We start from the raw sequence: 17,056 nt of genomic DNA on the forward strand, positions 1-17,056 counted from the left end.
TAAGGAACGGACATGACAAAAATCTGGAAGGAAACCGGTTTCGTCAGCGACGATCCCTGGATCATCGAAAACGAGGAAACCAAGGCCGGTTCGAACGAAAAGGCGATCCTCGGTCTCGATGCGTTTCTCGCCAAGGTGGCTGAGACGGATGAGGTTGGCTTGGGGGTTGTCGTTGCTCCGGCGGATGACGTGACCAAACTGCAGCCCTATCTCGATCGCATCGCGCTGGTCGCCGTCGCATTCCCGGCTTTCAATGACGGGCGGGCATTCAGCCATGCGTCGCTGTTGCGCGCGCGGCTTGGTTTTGCCGGTGAGGTAAGGGCAGTCGGAGACGTCCTGATCGATCAGATCCCGTTGATGCTGCGTTGCGGTATCGATAGTTTCGCGGTAACCAATGGAACGGCCCTGAAGCGTCTGACGGAGGGCCGGTTGCCGGGTATCGCCAATCATTATCAGCCGACGGCGCGACCCTCTGCAGACGCCAGATCCTATAGCTGGCGGCGTGTTTCTTGAATGTTGTGCTGACCGCGACAGTGTGAAGCACGCCGAATTGCGCGAAAGCGACTATATTTGGAAGGGATTTCCTTCCCGTTGAGCGCGGCTTGGAATATCCGCTTATTGTTGATAGACAGGGTCATCATTTACAGGACTGTAGCCACGATGAATGCTCCGGCAAAAACGGAAGATTTCGCGATCCAGGCACCAGCAGGTGTCTTCGTCGAGACGGTGACGAGCGTCACTCACTATACGGATCGGCTCTTCCGCTTCCGAATGACCCGTCCTGCGGAGTTCCGCTTCCGCTCTGGCGAATTCGCGATGATTGGTTTGATGGTCGGGGACAAACCCGTCTATCGCGCCTACTCGATCGCAAGCCCTGCCTGGGACGAGGAACTCGAATTCTTCTCGATCAAGGTTCCCGATGGCCCGCTGACGTCGCATCTGCAGGCGATCAAGCCGGGCGACAAGGTGCTGATGCGCAAGAAACCGACCGGCACGCTGGTTCTGGATGCGCTCGTTCCCGGCCGCCGGCTCTACATGTTCTCGACCGGCACCGGCATTGCGCCTTTTGCCAGCCTGATCCGCGACCCCGAGACCTATGAGAAGTTCGAGGAGGTCATCCTCACGCACACCTGCCGTGACGTGGCCGAACTGAAATACGGCTTCGATCTCGTGGACGAGATTCGCAACCACGAATTCCTGAACGAGATTGTCGGTGACAAGCTTCGCCACTATGCGACGGTGACGCGCGAGGACTACCCGTTCAAGGGCCGGGTGACCGACCTGATGGTCAACGGCAAGTTCTTCGCCGATCTTGGTCTTCCGCCGCTCGATCCGGCGATCGACCGCGGCATGATCTGCGGCTCGACGGCGATGTTGAAGGACACCAAGGAGATCCTCGAGGCGGCAGGCCTGACCGAGGGCGCTAACAACAAGCCGGCCGAGTTCGTCATCGAACGGGCTTTCGTCGGCTAACGGGCGACAAGAGACGAAACATCATCGCAACATCTTGAAGGGCGCATCACCGGATGCGCCTTTTTCGCATCTGTGCCACAGTCGCGACCGGAGGACGAGCTATGCGTTTCCGGAAGCTCCGCTCTGATCAATCAGCGTACCGGCGGCTGGCATCAGGCACTATCGTTCCCCTAGCATTTTGACATGGTGCGCGACCGTAACCAGCCGGAACGAGCGCACCAATAAAAGCGTCCGTGCCGGAGATGTTCCGGCGATGGCGGACCTTGCAGGGAGTGGCTGATGAGCCTTGAAACCAGAATTCGCCGCAAGTCGTTGCATGACCGGATCGTCACGCCTGAGACGGCGGCGGCGCTGATCAAGGACGGCATGACGATCGGCATGAGCGGCTTTACCAAGGCTGGCGATGCGAAAGCCGTGCCGCTGGCCATGGCGCAGCGGGCGGCTAAGGAGAAGTTTCGCATCACCCTGATGACCGGAGCGTCGCTCGGGCACGACATCGACAAGATGCTGACGGAGGCGGGCGTTCTTGCGCGCCGCCTGCCGTTCCAATCCGATCCCGTGCTGCGCGCTGCCATCAATCGCGGCGAAGTCATGTTCATCGACCAGCATCTCTCTGAAACGGTCGAGCAGCTCCGCTCCGGCCAGATCAGCCCGATCGATTATGCCGTCGTCGAGGCGGTGGCGATTACCGAGGACGGTGGCATCGTGCCTTCGACGTCGGTCGGCAACTCCGCAAGCTTTGCGATCCTCGCCAGGAAAGTGATCGTCGAGCTCAATCTCAGCCACAGCCCGGAGCTCGAGGGGCTGCATGACATCTACATTCCGGCCAAGCGACCGTCGCGCACGCCGATCCCGGTCGTCGCCTGCGACAGCCGCGTCGGCTCACCCTATATTCCGATCGATCCGGACAAGATTGCAGCGATCGTTATCACCGAAAAGCAGGACAGCGCCGCGCGCATCTCGCCACCGGATGCCGAGACCATCTCGATCGCCGGGCACCTCATCGACTTCCTTCAGGACGAAGTGCGCAAGGGTCGGCTCGACATGACGCTGAACCCGTTGCAGGCGGGTATCGGCGTCATAGCGAATTCGGTCTTGAGTGGCCTCGTCGACAGCCCGTTCCACGATCTGCGCATGTACAGCGAAGTGCTGCAGGACAGCACCTTCGAGCTTTTCGAGGCCGGCAAGCTGAGCTTCGCCTCGGCGGCGTCGATGACGCTCAGCAGCACCTGGGCCGATCGGGTCTTCCGCAATATCCGCGCCTACAAGGACAAGGTGATCCTGCGGCCACAGGAGGTGAGCAACCATCCGGAGATCATCCGCCGCCTCGGTGTCATAGGCATCAACACCGCGCTCGAGTTCGACATCTATGGCAACGTCAACTCGACCCATGTCGGCGGTACCGACATGATGAACGGCATCGGTGGCTCCGGTGACTTTGCCCGCAATGCGTTCCTGTCGATCTTTGTTGCGAAATCGGTTGCCAAGGGCGGCGCGATCTCGTCCGTGGTGCCGATGGTTTCCCATGTGGATCACACCGAACACGATGTCGATATTCTGGTCACCGAGCATGGGCTCGCCGATCTGCGCGGCCTTGCGCCGCGCGAGCGCGCGCCGTTGATCATCCGCAATTGTTGCCACCCGGCCTATCGCGAGTTGCTGGCGGATTATTTCAAGCGCGCCGTGGCAACACGGGCAGGGCAGACGCCGCATATCCTGGAGGAAGCCTTCGACTGGCACGTGCGCCGACTGAAGACGGGCAGCATGCTGCCGGGTGCCTGACCGCCTACTCCTGCGCCAGGTAGGTCATCAGGGCTGACATCGCCGCCGCCGCACCCTCGGCGTCGGCAGACGCGATCGCGTCGATCACCCTGATGTGGCGCTCGACCGATCCGCGCATTCGCTCGACGGACGCTGCGGCAAACCAGATGCGCCGGGCATGCGTCTGCAGTGGCGCAAGAGCCGCCGTCAGGAACCTGTTGGGGCAGACTTCCTCCATCAGTTCGTCGAAGACCTTGTCGGCCACCAGGAAGCCTTCCATGTCAGCAGCGTCTGCGCATCGGCTCATTTCCGCGGCGCATTCCTTCATTGCGCGCCGTGCATCCGTGGTGGCGTGTTCCGCGACCAAGGCGGCTGCAAGCGGCTCCAGCTTCTGGCGAGTTTGCACCACATGCGCGCGATCGTCCGGCCCGATCGTCGTTATCTGCAGTCCGATGCGCGGACGGACTTCCATCAGTTCCTGCCAGGCAAGCTTCTGGATGGCCTCGCGCACCGGCGTGCGGCCATGGCCGGCAAGTTCGATCAGTTGTCTTTCCGTCAGCAACATGCCGGGCTCAAGCTTGAGCGTAACGATCAGCCGCTCAAGAGCGAGATAGGCGAGGTGGGCCTGGGAGTGAACTGACATGTGCATCCCACAGTTTCTGATATATCAGAGCGTGTCATGTTTTCAGTTTAATGGCAAACGAACTCATGGCTGCTAATCAGGAATGATTACACTGATCGAAGTGGTAGCCATGGAACGGTAAAAGCCTCAGATTTCAACGGCCTGAATAAATTTGGCTTGCCGCCCGTTCGAGGGTTGAATGGTGTTGACGAAGAGGAAGCTGCTTGTCAGTCTTCTCTAAAAAGAGCGTCAGACATCGGCGTTGAGGGGCTTGGCTAAAGGTGGGTGCGTTTCTGGTCTGGTCGCTGATTGTTTTTGCGGGTCTGCTTGCCGTCCCGGCAGTCAGCCATACGAACGCGCAGACGACGTTCTCGCTGATGGCCTCCTCGATGGCTTTCGTCGGTATGGGCATCGCGCAGTTCATGGCGGCACGCCCGCCGGTCATCGAGCCGTTGTTCGGCGGGCTTGACCGCATTTATCACCTTCACCGCAAGATCGGCATCAGTGTGCTGGTGCTTATCCTTGTCCACTATTTCCTGACGCCAGATTTCAAGGGGCTGTCATTCACCAGTGGACTGAACCAGCTTGCCGCCTCCGCCGGGAAGTATGCGTTCTACGGGCTTGTCATTCTGCTTGTTCTCAGCCTCGTCAAAATCATCCCAAAGACGAAGATCAAGATTCCCTACCACCTCTGGCGCTATACCCATCGCTTCATCGGCCTGCTGTTCGTCCTTGTCGCGTTCCACCAGATGTTCATCAAGCGTCCCTATGACAGCACCGCTCTGCTTGCGGTGTATCTCAATGTGTTCGCAGCACTCGGGATCCTGAGTTATGCCTATACGCAGCTTCTGCCTTGGCTGAGGACCCGTCGATACGACGTTTCCGAGGTGGTGAGGCACGATGGAGCGACGATCATTTCGGCGCGGCCAAAAGGTCGGGCGCTGCGGGCCAAACCCGGGCAGTTCGGTTTCCTGCGTGTGTTGAAGACTGGCCTGCGCGAGCCGCATCCCTTCACCATTGCCGGCATCGATGGCGACGGCACGGTGTGCTTCGCCATCAAGCCGCTCGGTGATTATACGCAGGCCCTGCGGGATAGCGTTGCCGTTGGCGACCGGCTGAAGCTCGAAGGCGGATACGGTCATTTCAATCATCGACGCGGCGCCAGGAAGCAGATCTGGCTTGCCGGAGGCATCGGGGTCACGCCGTTCCTCGCCATGGCCCGCCATTTGACCGGCGGCGAGGGGCAGGACATCCACATGGTCTATTGCGTACGCGACCGAAAGGAAGCGATCGGCCTTGAAACCTTCGAGGCGCAGGCGGAAAAGCTCGGCAACTTCAGCTTCGTGCTGCACGATTCGGCCACGGACGGGCGGCTTGATGCGGCCAAACTGGCGGCGGGCAGTCTCATCGATCCGGGCGAGGCCGACCTTTGGTTCTGCGGTCCGGCACCGCTGAGGGAGGCGATCGTCAAGGGCTTGAAAGAGCTTGGAAAGAAGCCGCTCCGCGTGGAGTTCGAACAGTTTCAGTTTCGATAGCAGTTTAATTGAAGATTTTTCGATTGAGGGAGTACGGCCATGCGCGGTCTGCGTGAAATGCGAGCAAGCGTCTCGTCAAGTGCCGGCATCCGCACGAGGAACGGATTGGTATTGATTGCCGGTCTGCTCACCGCCACGCTCTGTCCCGGCGCCGCATCGGCGCGCGACGCTTTTGCCGAGGACGCCTTCTCGACCTACAAGGCGAATGTCGGGAACGGCAAATACATATTCAACGCAGCCGGCTGCGGCGCCTGCCACGGATCGGGCGATGAAACCGAGCTTTTGTCCGGCGGCATGGAGATGAACACGGCGATCGGAACCTTCTATGCGCCGAACATCTCGAACCATGCCAACGGTATCGGCGGCTGGAGCAATGCCCAGTTTCTCAATGCGGTGATGGTCGGGCTCGACCGCGACGGCAACAATCTCTATCCGGTCATGCCCTATACGTCCTATGGCGGGATGAGGCCGGAGGACGTGCTTGATATCAAAGCCTATGTCGAGACCTTGCCGCCGTCGGATGCGGCCTCCAAGGAACATGAGATCGCTTTTCCCTTTAGTCGACAAACGACGATAACTCTATGGAAACGCAGCAATTTCAACGTTCAGGCCTATCAGCCGCGCGAAGAGACGCAGATGGAGCGCGGGCGCTATCTGGTTGAAAATGTCGGCGGCTGCGGCGACTGTCATACGCCGCGCACGACCACCTACGGGCTCGATCTGGAACGCGCATATCAGGGCGAGAAGGGGCTGACGGGTGCGGTCGCGCCCGATATCGGCAAGGCGAAGATGGCGGGTCTGGCCGCGCCCGAAGTCTTTACCACGGGCCTGATCGGCGAAGGCAAGAAGCTGTCCGGCGCACCGATCAGCGATCCCGTCATGCGACGCATCGTCAAGGGACTTTCGGCGCTCAGCGACGATGATCGTCGCGCGATCTACGCGTTCCTGTCCGATCGCGAGGTCAAGGCGCCGGCACCGGTGGCGCAATCTGTCACGGCAGTCTGCAAGGAGACCACCGCCTCGACGGCGTTCTCTGGCGACAATGCAGCACTCGCCCAACAGGCGGATGCATTCATCGGCAAGTATTGCCGCAACTGCCATGGTCCCGGCGAGAGTTCGCAGGGCAGCTACCCCGCAGGCGAACTGACGTCGATCGCCGCCGATGCCAATTTCGTCACGCCGGGCAATGCCGCGAAATCACGCCTCTTCACCTCGGTCACGAGCGGCCGCATGCCGCTTGGCAAGCGACCAACGGATGAAGAGGTCAAGGTGCTCGAAGACTGGATCAATTCGCTCAGTGAAAAGAACCTGCCGCAGACGGCGGCCGCCAAGCCGGATCGATCGCGCCCGATGCTGTCCTACGACCAGTTCGTCGAAGCGGCGCTCAAGGATATCTCCAAGGTCAGCGCACTCGATCGTCGGCACGTGCGCTACTTCTCTTACCGCGACCAATATAACGGCATGATGGGTTGCGAAGACGACGCCACGTTCATGAAGCGGATGGATGTGCTGGCGGGTGGCTTCAAGAAGTTGCTGAACTCCTTGTCTTATGGTCCGAAGCTGGTGGTGCCGGCGGAGGTGGACGGCACCAATGGCCTGCTCGTGCGGGTCGATCTGCGAGACTTGCAGTGGGATACCGCCGACTATGATTTCCTGGTCAAGCGCTACTTCTATGGCGTCGATCCGAAGAGCGATGCCTCGCTTCAGGCGCTGTCCACCGAGATGCAGACGCAGCTGCCGATAATGCGCATCGACTGGTTCATGAGCAATGGCGCCCGGCCGGAGATTTACAACAGGCTGATGAAGTTGCCGACGCATATCCGAGAACTGGAAACGCGCTTCAAGATCGATGTGGACGACAACATCAGGCGGCGCAATGTTCTGCGGGCCGGATTTGCGGATGGCTCCTCTGGTGTTTCGGACCACAACCGCATGCTTGAGCGGCACGATATGCCGTTTGGCGGATACTATTGGAAATCCTACGATTTCGCTGGTGATCTCGGCAAACAGGTGCTGAAGCGTTTCCCGCATGGGCCCAAGGAACTGGGCACGCTCGATGCCGGTCTGGTGCCGTTTGAGCACGATGGCGGGGAAATGATCTTTTCGCTGCCCAACGGCTTGCAGGGCTATTACCTGTCGACCGCGGCAGGAAAACAGCTCGATGTCGGGCCCACCACCATCGTTTCGTTCCGCGAGCGGCCGATAGGCAAGGGGGTCGAGATCGTCAATGCCCGCTCCTGCTTCGATTGTCATGCCGATGGCATTCTGTCGAAGCGTGATCAGTTGCGCGACCACATCGCCACGTCGACGCTGTTCAGCAAGGACCAGCAGGATGTGCTGCTGGCGATGTATGTGAAACAGGCGGAGCTGGACGAGGCCTATCGCAAGGATCGCGAGCGCTTCGTCGGGGCTCTGCAGAAATTGGAAGTAACCGAACCGACACCGGACGGCGGACTGCAGAGCAAGCACGCGCCCGGCGACGCGGAGATCGTCACCTATTTCGCCGACAAGTATGAAGACGAACTCGACTTCGACGGTCTGGCGGCTGAATTCGACATGACGCCGCAGCAGTTTTCCGAAGCGGTCAAGCGCGTGACGGATGTGAATGTGCTGCGTCTCGGGCTGGATTGGGTCACGACGCTGGAGGCCGGCGGAACTGTTCCGCGCAACGAGGTCGAACAGCAATATGCCCTGTTGCTGGAGCCGCTCACCCAGCGTCGCGCCCTCGATACCGGCTTGATCGTGGTCGCCGGCGACGGACTGCAGCCGGAGGCAATGCCGCAGTCTGTGGCCGCGGCGGTTCCGGACTACCGCAAACAGGAGGCGACGGACGGCAGCAAGCTGGAGCTCGCGTTGAAGGTGCCGACGACGACGGCCAAGGTCGGCGACCAACTATCGTTCGAGCTCAGCGCCAATCAGGCCTGCGAATTGCAGATCCTCTATGTCGAGGAAAACGGCAATGTCGAAGTCATCCCGGACGAGATGATCGGCAACACGACGCTGCAGCCCGGCGAACCCAGACTGATCCCGCAGCCCGGGACCGGCACGCTGACCTTCGATACGGCAGCGCCCGCTGAAACAATGCTTGCCTTCTGCCGGGTCGGTGGCCTGGCGGAGCAGAAGCTCACGCTGGAGAAAGCACGCCAATACGTCGCCCAATCGAAGTTGCCGCCGACGCGTGGGCTGGCGGTCAACCTCGCCAAGAAGGCGCGGGCGGACAACGGCGCGAGCAGCGTGCAGATGGTAACTTTCGAGATCAAGGAATAGCGCTAAAGCAATGGGCAAGATGATGAAAAGGTTGATCGTCGCTTCCGCAGTGTTGTTGCCGCTCGCCAACCCGGCCAGCGCCTGTGACGCGTTGGTCGAAGCCTCTGAAGCTCTCAACAGGGGCGACGAGGCGGGGGCGCGATCGGCTGCCGCGCTGGAACGCACGAAAGCTTGTTCTGATACGGAGGCAGCGCTTACCCGGCGCGTGGCGGCGCTTGCGACTTTCAACCGCATCGCAAACGCGGCCGGGGGTGGCGCCTCCCTTGAAACGTTCCAAGGCGAGCTTGAAGCGGCGCGCGACGATGTCGGTGGACCATGGCAAATCCTCGACGCGCTTGGCGATATCGACCGGGCGCGAAAGAAATACGAAAGCGCGGCGACCTATTACCAGCAGGCGTTGGAGGATGCGGCCAACGAGCAACTGACCCCGGAGTGGATGGCGCCGGACAACGCCTACATTCTGCGCCTCGATCGGCTTGCTTCCGAGATGCGGCTTGCGGCGGCCAGGCCGGTGAAGCTCGCGATGCGCGGCGCCTGCAAATTTTCCTATCGCGGCGTATCGATCCGGAAGAAGGCGACGCCGGTTCGCTATGTCTTCGGGACTACCGAGTTCACACCTGAAGGGCTGCAGTCAGCAAAGGATCTGTTCGAGTGCCTGAAATCGGCAAAACCCGTGTCGATCACCCTGATTGGCCACACGGATCCGGTGGGCGGCACAGAGGCGAACAAGACGCTGTCGTTGGCGCGTGCCGAAGCTCTCGCGCACTATCTCGTGGACGCTGGCTACAAGGGCACCTGGACCACGGTCGGCAAGGGTGAGGAAGAGCCGTTCAAGCCGGATGACCCGAGCGCCTATGACGAAGCGATGCTGCACCAATTGGATCGCCGCGTTGAAGTTGATGTGGAGAAATAGACGGTGCTGCGCGAAGCTCTGATTTCGAGCGTGATCTTTGGGCTATCGGCGCTGCCCGCCATGGCCGCCACGTCAGCGCTTGTTGTCGGCGTCGATACCTATCCACATGAAGTGAGCCTCGACGGCGCCGTCAAGGACGCACGTGACGTGGCGCAGGCATTGAAGGCGGCAGATGTCGGCCCTATCCGCGAATTCATCAATGAACAGGCGACCAAGGACGCGATCCGCACGGCCTGGCTGGAGCTTGTCGAGGCCGCAGCAGCCGGCGACACGATCATCTTCACCTATGCCGGGCATGGCGCTCAGATGCCGGAGCTTGTTGCCGGCAGCGAGCCGGATGGGCTGGACGAGTTTTTGGAGCTTCCGGGCTTCGATCGCAGCCGGGCTGCGGAGACGGCAAGGGAGGTCATCGTCGATAACGAGCTCAATGCCTGGTTCGCCGAAGCAGAGGCCAAGGGCGTTCAGGTGTTGTTCGTTTCCGACAGTTGCTACTCGGGCGGCATGAACCGGTCGATCTCCGGCAAGACGCGGCTTGCGCCGACGGTGCGGGCGCAGTTGCCGCCGCCGTCGCAAGAGGCGGTTTCCGGCGCGGCGGTCAAGGACGAGGATCTGGCGCAGGTGACGATCCTTGCCGCATCGCTTGAGAGCCAGCCAACGCCGGAGGTTGTGATCGAAGGTGAGCCAAGGGGCGCGCTCAGCTGGAGTTTCGCCCGTGCGCTTGAGGGGGCAGCCGATCGTGATGGCGATGGCCTGATCTCAAGGGTCGAGCTTGAGGACTACGTCTTTTCCAACGTCAAGCTCCAGTCCGAGGCGCTGCAGGTGCCGAACTTTACGCCGCAGGTTCCGCGATCAGATAGGGAAATCGTCCTGTCCCTGCCCAGAAGCGCGACGCTGGCAATAGGCAACAGTGCTGCCGCGACCGGCCGGTCGGCAAAGCTGAAACCGGCCCGGGACATGGGGTGGACGGGCAAGCTGGCGCTCAGCGTCGACGGCGTGGCGCCGACGCTTGAGAATATCGGTGGCAGCGGCGTCCCCTATCGATGGGATGCTACCAGCGGCACATTCTACACGCCAAACGGCGATGTTGCCGGCGAACACGTTGCCCCCGATATGGTGCAGGGGGTGGTGGACAAATTCATCGTCCTCGATTTCCTGAAGGCTCTCGCCGCGCAGAACCCCGGCAAAGTCTCGCTGACGCCGGCCAAGGACATCTATTCATCAGGGGATCGCCTGAACTTCGATGCGCCGCAATCCGGATACGCGAACATGTTGGTCGTCAATCTCGCCAATACCGGGGAAGTCCAGCTTCTCGACGCCCAGATAGCAGGCTCCGGCAGCCATGTATTCAAGCTGACGGACCTGGAAGTGGTGAAACCCTTCGGCGCCGATCATCTGGTGGTCATCTCGACGAATGCTTCGATCGACGCGGTCGCTGCTGCCCTCGCGGGCCCCGGCGTCGATGCATCGAGGTTTTTGCGTCTCCTGGAAGAACGGCTTGATGGAACCGACAGTGCCGTCGCGGTCCAGCCGCTCTATACGCGGGAGCGCGGGCAATGAGCGTCGACATCAGAGCCTGGTCATTGCTGTTGCCGTTTGTAAGCTTGGGGATGTGTTCGCCTTCATTGGCTGCGGACAGGGCCTTGCTGATCGGGATCGGAAGCTACCAGAACCTGCAGCCAAAGCTGTTTCTACACGGGCCGAAAAATGACCTTGTTGCCATGGAGGGGTTACTGGCCGGCACTCTCGGCTTCGATCGTTCTGTCATTCGCGTCCTGAAGGACGAGCAGGCGACGCGCGCGACCATCCTGTCGTCGATCGAGGAGTGGTTGGTCGCGGGCACGCAGCCCGGCGACCGAGCCTATCTCTATTATTCAGGTCATGGTCTCCAGGTCGCCGATATCGATGGCGACGAGGAGGATGGTTTGGATGAGGCGCTGGCGCCGTTCGATGTGGTCGCCGGGATCAAGGATTGGGACGGTGCCGTCACCGATGACGAGCTCGATGCCATCCTCGACCGTTTGAAGGGCAGGGCGGTGACCCTGGTGATCGACGCCGGTTACTCAAGCACGATTTCGCGGTCGCTGTCGGGCGAGGTATCCGCCGGTATCGACGGCGCCCGTTTCCTGGCGCGGCCCGAGGCGAAACCGATGGAGCAGGCGCTGACACGTGGGCTTCGCATCGACCTTGGTGTCGTCGACAAGCCCAGCCGCGTCAAAGAGAGCGGTATCGTCGCCTGGAGTGCAAGCGCACCCTATCAGGTGGCATGGGACGATGTGAGGCTGCCGATCGAAGGCCGCCAGGGCGTTTTCACGAAGGCCTATGTCGCTGGACAGACGGGGGCGGCGGCGGACGCCAACGCCAACGGGCTGACCAGCAACGCCGAACTTTTCGAATATATCACCGCGCAATCTGCTGCTTACTGCGCATCGCAGGAGAAATGCGAGACCCTCGACCCGCAACTTGAGACGAAGGCGCTGAACCTCGGCGCCAGTGCAGTCGTTCCTGTTCAGGCAGGGACTGAAGTGACGGCACGGTATCAGCCCGTTGCCGGCGACGGTGCCGCCCCGGCAAGTTATCAGGATGCAGATGCAGTCGATGCGGTCGGCGATATCGTCGGCAAGGCCGATGCTGGCGACGTGCGTATCAGCATCAACCGGCCAACCACGATGAAAGCCGGTGACGTGTTCAAGTTGACGGTCGCAAGCAAAGCTGCCGGAAGCCTCATCCTCATCGACGTCAATGCGAACGGCACTGCAACCCAGATCTTTCCCAACGAGTTCGCGCAGAAGATTACGCCGCTCGCCGCCGACGTTCCGTTGACATTACCGGACGAGTATTACGGCTTCGACTTCGAAGCCTCGGGAGAAGGCGACAGCGCCTTTGTTGCCCTCGTGATCAGCGATGCCGTCGATCTGGCAGACGTTGCGCCGAAAACCAGGGGACTGAAGGTCGAGCTCAGTGCGCGAGAAACGCTTAGCGAAATTGTCTCGCGGCTGCAGCAGGCCTGGACTGACGACCTGGAGAGACGTGGTATCCGCTGGTCGGTCGGCACGCTACGCTATCACGTCGAATGATCGTTTCTGCGACAGGCCGGATAGTAAAAAGCCCGCCGAAAAGGCGGGCTTTCTGTTTGAAGTCTTTCGCAATCCCTAGTGCAGGATCTGGCTGAGGAAGAGCTTGGTGCGCTCGTGCTGCGGATTGTCGAAGAACTCGGCGGGCGAGTTCTGTTCGACGATCTGGCCCTGGTCCATGAAGATCACGCGGTTGGCGACCTGGCGCGCAAAACCCATTTCGTGGGTCACGCACAGCATGGTCATGCCTTCTTCGGCGAGGCCCACCATTGTGTCGAGCACTTCCTTGACCATTTCCGGGTCGAGCGCCGAAGTCGGTTCATCGAACAGCAGGATCTTCGGCTTCATGCACAGCGAACGGGCAATCGCCACGCGCTGCTGCTGGCCGCCCGAAAGCTGGCCCGGATACTTGTGGGCCTGCTCGGGGATCTTGACGCGCTTCAGGAAGTGCATGGCGATTTCTTCGGCCTGCTTCTTCGGCATCTTGCGAACCCAGATCGGGGCGAGCGTGCAGTTTTCCAGGATCGTCAGATGCGGGAACAGGTTGAAGTGCTGGAACACCATGCCGACTTCGCGGCGCACTTCATCGATCTTCTTCAGATCGTTGGTGAGCTCGATGCCGTCTACGACGATCTTGCCCTTCTGGTGTTCTTCCAGGCGGTTGATGCAGCGGATCATCGTCGATTTGCCGGAGCCCGATGGGCCGGCAATGACGATTCGCTCGCCCTTCATCACCTTCAGGTTGATGTCACGGAGAACATGGAAGTCTCCGTACCATTTGTTCATTCCGCTGATTTCGACCGCAACGTCAGTCGCGGATACGGTCATCTTGGAAACAGTGGCTGCATTGGCCATGCGATCTCCCCCTCTTATCGTTTATGGCTCGTGTCGAGCACGCGTTCCATGAAGCCTGAATAGCGCGACATACCGAAGCAGAAAAGCCAGAATATGAAGCCAGCGAAAATTAGCCCTGAGATCGGCGTCACCGCCGAAGCCCAATTGGCATCCGAGAAGTTCAGCCGGACGATACCAAGAAGGTCGAACATCCCGATGATCGAGACCAGCGAGGTGTCCTTGAACAGCCCGATGAAGGTGTTGACGATGCCGGGGATAACGAGTTTCAGCGCCTGCGGCAGCACGATGAGGTTCATCTTCTGCCAGTAGCTGAGGCCGAGCGAATCGGCGCCCTCATACTGCCCCTTGCCGATCGCCTGCAGACCGCCGCGCACCACCTCGGCCATGTAGGCGGAGGCGAAGAACGACACGCCGATCAGCGCCCGCAGGAACTTGTCGAAAGTCACCCCCTGCGGCAGGAACAGCGGCAACATCACGCTCGCCATGAACAGAACGGTGATAAGCGGGATGCCACGCACAACTTCGATGAAGAATGTGCAGAGCATCTTGATCACCGGCATGGTCGATCGCCGGCCGAGCGCAAGCAGGATGCCGAGCGGCAACGAGACCGCGATGCCGACGAAGGACAGCACCAGCGTCACCATCAGGCCGCCCCACAGCGGCGTCTCGACGAACGGCAGTCCGAACCACCCGCCTGGCAGAAGGATGAGCGCCAGGATAGGCAGAACGGCGAGAAGCAGGATCGCGTTGATGTTCTTGTAGGGAACCTTCGGGATCAGCATCGGGGTCAGGAACAGGACGAACAGGATGCCGACAAGTGCGGGGCGCCAGCGCTCCTCGATCGGGTAACGCCCGAAGAGGAACTGGTCGAACTTGGCGTTGACGAAAGCCCAGCAGGCGCCGCTCCAGCCATCCGGTTGCGAGCCACCCTGCGCGACGGTCGCACAGACACCACGTCCGCCGCCGGTCCAGGCGGCATCAATGAACAGCCATTGCACGGCCGGCGGGACGAGCCAGGCGAGCACAAGCAGGCTGATGATCGTCAGAGCCGTATCTTTCGGCGTCGCAAAGAGGTTCTTGCGAAGCCAGTAGGCAAGGCCGCCCGTCTGTATAGGCGCCGGTGCAGCCTCGATCATCGAGGCGCGGACAAAATTTCCCTGGTGTGAGTTCATGATCTTATCTCTCCACCAGGGCCATTCGGGCATTGAACCAGTTCATCAGCAACGACGTCGTCAGGCTCAGCGACAGGTAGACGATGATCCAGATCGATACGACTTCGATCGCCTGACCGGTCTGATTGAGAATCGTTCCGCCGACGGCAACCAGGTCGGCGTAGCCGATGGCAATCGCCAGTGACGAGTTCTTGGTCAGGTTGAGATACTGGCTGGTGAGCGGCGGAATGATGATCCGCATCGCCTGGGGTACGACGACAAGGCGGGTGGTGAGGCCGGGCCGGACGCCCAGTGCATGGGCAGCCTCGGTCTGTCCCTTCGAGACGCCACGGATACCGGCCCGAACGATTTCGGCGATAAAGGCGGCGGTGTAGAAGGAAAGCGCCAGGAACAGCGACAGGAACTCCGGTCCGATGACCGAGCCGCCGGTGAGGTTGAACTTGCCGGCTACCGGGACATCGAAGGTAATCGGCGAGCCGGTTGCCAGGAAGGCGAGGAGTGGCAACCCGATGACGAGGCCAAGCACGGTCCAGAGCAACGGGAAGCGCTGTCCGGTTGCTTCCTGCTTGATGCGGGCATGGTGGGCGACGAGGAAGCTCGCGATCACGGCGATCACGAAGGCATATAAGACATATTGCGAGCCGTCGCCGAAGACCGGCTTCGGAAAGGCGATGCCGCGGTTGTTGAGGAAGATGTTGAGGGGCAGCGCGGCCGATTCGCGCGGTTGCGGAAGCACGGCCAGAACGCCGCTGTACCAGAAGAAGATGACCAGCAGCGGCGGGATGTTGCGGAACACTTCGACATAGGCGAGCGACAGTTTCGCGATCAGCCAATTGTGCGAGAGCCGCCCGATGCCGACGATGAAGCCGATGATGGTTGCGGTGATGATGCCGGTTATCGCCACGAGCAGCGTATTGAAGAAGCCGACGACCAGCGCGCGCCCGTAAGTGGAGTCACTCGTATAGGCGATCAAGGACTGCCCGACATCGAAGCCGGCGCGCCCGTTGAGGAAGCCGTAGCCGGACGCGATGTTGGCACGCTTGAGGTTCTCGATCGTGTTGTCCGCTATCCAATAGACGACGGCAACGAGAATAATGACGGTTATGACCTGGTAAAATATTCCGCGCACCTGCGGGTCGTTGATGATCGAACCGGAAGGTTTGCTTTTCTCAGGCGTAGTTGTGACGCCAATCGCCATGCAATGCCTCTTTCCCCTTGTCACCCTTTTGGGTGTTTTTATCGTTGGGATGGGGAAGCGGCGTGCCGCTCCCCCTTTCGTGTCGGGCCGTATTAGCGGACCGGAGGAGCGTACTGAATGCCGCCCTTGCTCCACAGCGCGTTGAGGCCGCGTTCGATCTTCAGCGGGCTGCCGGCGCCAATGTTACGGTCGAAGACTTCGCCGTAGTTGCCGACTGCCTTGATGATGTTGACGGCCCATTCGTTGGTCAGGCCAAGGTCGGTGCCGATCTTGCTGTCAGCTTCGACGCCGAGGAAGCGCTGAACGTCCGGGTTGGTGGACTTCTTCATTTCTTCGATGTTTGCCTGCGTGACGCCGAATTCTTCTGCCTGGATCAGCGCGTAATGGACCCAGCTGACGATATCGAACCACTGGTCGTCACCCTGGCGAACGGCCGGACCAAGCGGCTCCTTCGAGATGATTTCCGGCAGGATCATATGATCGTCGGGCTTGGACAGCGTCAGGCGCAGCGAGTAGAGGCCGGACTGGTCGGTGGTGTAGACGTCGCAACGACCGGCGTCATAGGCCGCGTTCACTTCTTCGAGCTTTTCGAAGACGACCGGGTTGTACTGCAGGTTGTTGGCCTTGAAGTAGTCGGCGAGGTTGAGCTCGGTCGTGGTGCCGGTCTGTACGCAGACGGCAGCGCCGGAGAGTTCGAGGGCCGACTTTACGTTCAGGCCCTTGCGGACCATGAAGCCCTGGCCGTCATAGTAGTTGACCGGGCGGAAGTTGAAGCCGAGAGCGGTGTCGCGGTTGATCGTCCAGGTGGTATTGCGGGCGAGGACGTCGACCTCACCGGACTGAAGGGCCGGGAAACGTTCCTTGGCCGAAGTGGGTGTATATTTTACCTTGGTGCCATCCGCGAAGATCGCGGCGGCGATCGCCTTGCAATAGTCGACGTCGAAGCCGCTCCAGTTGCCCGAAGCATCCGGTGCCGCGAAGCCGGCGAGACCGGTGTTCACGCCGCATTGGACGAAGCCCTTGGCCTTCACGTCATCGAGTGTCGCAGCCGAAGCCGCATGCGCGCCAATCCCCATGACAGCAGCGCCAACAAGAGCTGTCAGAATACTTCTTGCCATTTTTTAGAACCTTTTTCTGTTGTCGTTAGTTCCCGTCTGCACCAGCGCGTCTCCCTGCGCGTACAGCCTCC

General features: G+C 60.6%; 13 protein-coding genes. 8 read left to right on the plus strand and 5 right to left on the minus strand.

Annotated elements, in window-relative coordinates; genetic code table 11:
• Window positions 1–12: 12 nt before the first annotated feature.
• The 3 genes from LPJGGPFB_RS10260 (at window position 13) to scpC (ending at window position 3,255) form a co-directional block, all read left to right on the plus strand.
• A complete protein-coding gene (locus tag LPJGGPFB_RS10260) occupies window positions 13–513 on the plus strand; it encodes a DUF934 domain-containing protein (protein WP_173419829.1) in 501 nt (166 codons plus the stop codon).
• Window positions 514–660: 147 nt separating this feature from the next.
• Window positions 661–1,473, plus strand: coding sequence for a ferredoxin--NADP reductase (locus tag LPJGGPFB_RS10265; protein ID WP_173419830.1), 813 nt, complete (start codon window positions 661–663; stop codon window positions 1,471–1,473).
• 279 nt (window positions 1,474–1,752) lie between these two features.
• On the plus strand, window positions 1,753–3,255 hold the full coding sequence (gene scpC / locus LPJGGPFB_RS10270) for a succinyl-CoA:acetate CoA-transferase ScpC (RefSeq protein ID WP_173419831.1): 1,503 nt from the start codon (window positions 1,753–1,755) through the stop codon (window positions 3,253–3,255).
• A gap of 4 nt (window positions 3,256–3,259) precedes the next feature.
• Here the strand turns inward: scpC and LPJGGPFB_RS10275 are convergent, their stop codons facing one another.
• Complete coding sequence (locus tag LPJGGPFB_RS10275; protein ID WP_173419832.1) at window positions 3,260–3,877, minus strand: GntR family transcriptional regulator; 618 nt, start codon at window positions 3,875–3,877, stop codon at window positions 3,260–3,262.
• A gap of 260 nt (window positions 3,878–4,137) precedes the next feature.
• On the opposite strand from LPJGGPFB_RS10275, the gene LPJGGPFB_RS10280 reads away from it, so the two are divergent.
• The 5 genes from LPJGGPFB_RS10280 (at window position 4,138) to LPJGGPFB_RS10300 (ending at window position 12,645) form a co-directional block, all read left to right on the plus strand.
• The gene (locus tag LPJGGPFB_RS10280) at window positions 4,138–5,391 is read left to right on the plus strand and encodes a ferric reductase-like transmembrane domain-containing protein (protein ID WP_173419833.1); all 1,254 of its coding nucleotides are present in this window, start codon (window positions 4,138–4,140) and stop codon (window positions 5,389–5,391) included.
• Window positions 5,392–5,430: 39 nt separating this feature from the next.
• The gene (locus LPJGGPFB_RS10285; RefSeq protein WP_173419834.1) at window positions 5,431–8,658 is read left to right on the plus strand and encodes a c-type cytochrome; all 3,228 of its coding nucleotides are present in this window, start codon (window positions 5,431–5,433) and stop codon (window positions 8,656–8,658) included.
• Window positions 8,659–8,680: 22 nt separating this feature from the next.
• The gene (locus LPJGGPFB_RS10290; RefSeq protein WP_173419835.1) at window positions 8,681–9,571 is read left to right on the plus strand and encodes an OmpA family protein; all 891 of its coding nucleotides are present in this window, start codon (window positions 8,681–8,683) and stop codon (window positions 9,569–9,571) included.
• A gap of 3 nt (window positions 9,572–9,574) precedes the next feature.
• On the plus strand, window positions 9,575–11,128 hold the full coding sequence (locus LPJGGPFB_RS10295; protein ID WP_173419836.1) for a caspase family protein: 1,554 nt from the start codon (window positions 9,575–9,577) through the stop codon (window positions 11,126–11,128).
• 83 nt (window positions 11,129–11,211) lie between these two features.
• Window positions 11,212–12,645, plus strand: coding sequence for a caspase family protein (locus LPJGGPFB_RS10300; protein WP_173419837.1), 1,434 nt, complete (start codon window positions 11,212–11,214; stop codon window positions 12,643–12,645).
• 75 nt (window positions 12,646–12,720) lie between these two features.
• Here the strand turns inward: LPJGGPFB_RS10300 and LPJGGPFB_RS10305 are convergent, their stop codons facing one another.
• From LPJGGPFB_RS10305 to LPJGGPFB_RS10320, 4 genes are all read right to left on the minus strand, one after another.
• Window positions 12,721–13,497 (minus strand): amino acid ABC transporter ATP-binding protein, encoded by a 777-nt coding sequence (locus LPJGGPFB_RS10305; protein WP_077498313.1) that lies wholly within the window; start codon window positions 13,495–13,497, stop codon window positions 12,721–12,723.
• A 14-nt stretch (window positions 13,498–13,511) separates the two neighbouring features.
• Window positions 13,512–14,669: an amino acid ABC transporter permease gene (locus tag LPJGGPFB_RS10310; protein WP_173419838.1), complete on the minus strand. Its 1,158-nt coding sequence runs from the start codon at window positions 14,667–14,669 to the stop codon at window positions 13,512–13,514.
• A 4-nt stretch (window positions 14,670–14,673) separates the two neighbouring features.
• Entirely contained in the window at window positions 14,674–15,867 is a 1,194-nt protein-coding gene (locus LPJGGPFB_RS10315; protein ID WP_173419839.1) for an amino acid ABC transporter permease, read from the minus strand.
• A gap of 92 nt (window positions 15,868–15,959) precedes the next feature.
• Complete coding sequence (locus LPJGGPFB_RS10320) at window positions 15,960–16,985, minus strand: amino acid ABC transporter substrate-binding protein (protein ID WP_173419840.1); 1,026 nt, start codon at window positions 16,983–16,985, stop codon at window positions 15,960–15,962.
• Window positions 16,986–17,056 lie beyond the last annotated feature (71 nt).

It is taken from the genome of Ensifer adhaerens, assembly GCF_013283195.1.
In the GTDB taxonomy this organism is placed as follows: Bacteria; Pseudomonadota; Alphaproteobacteria; order Rhizobiales; family Rhizobiaceae; genus Ensifer; species Ensifer adhaerens_G.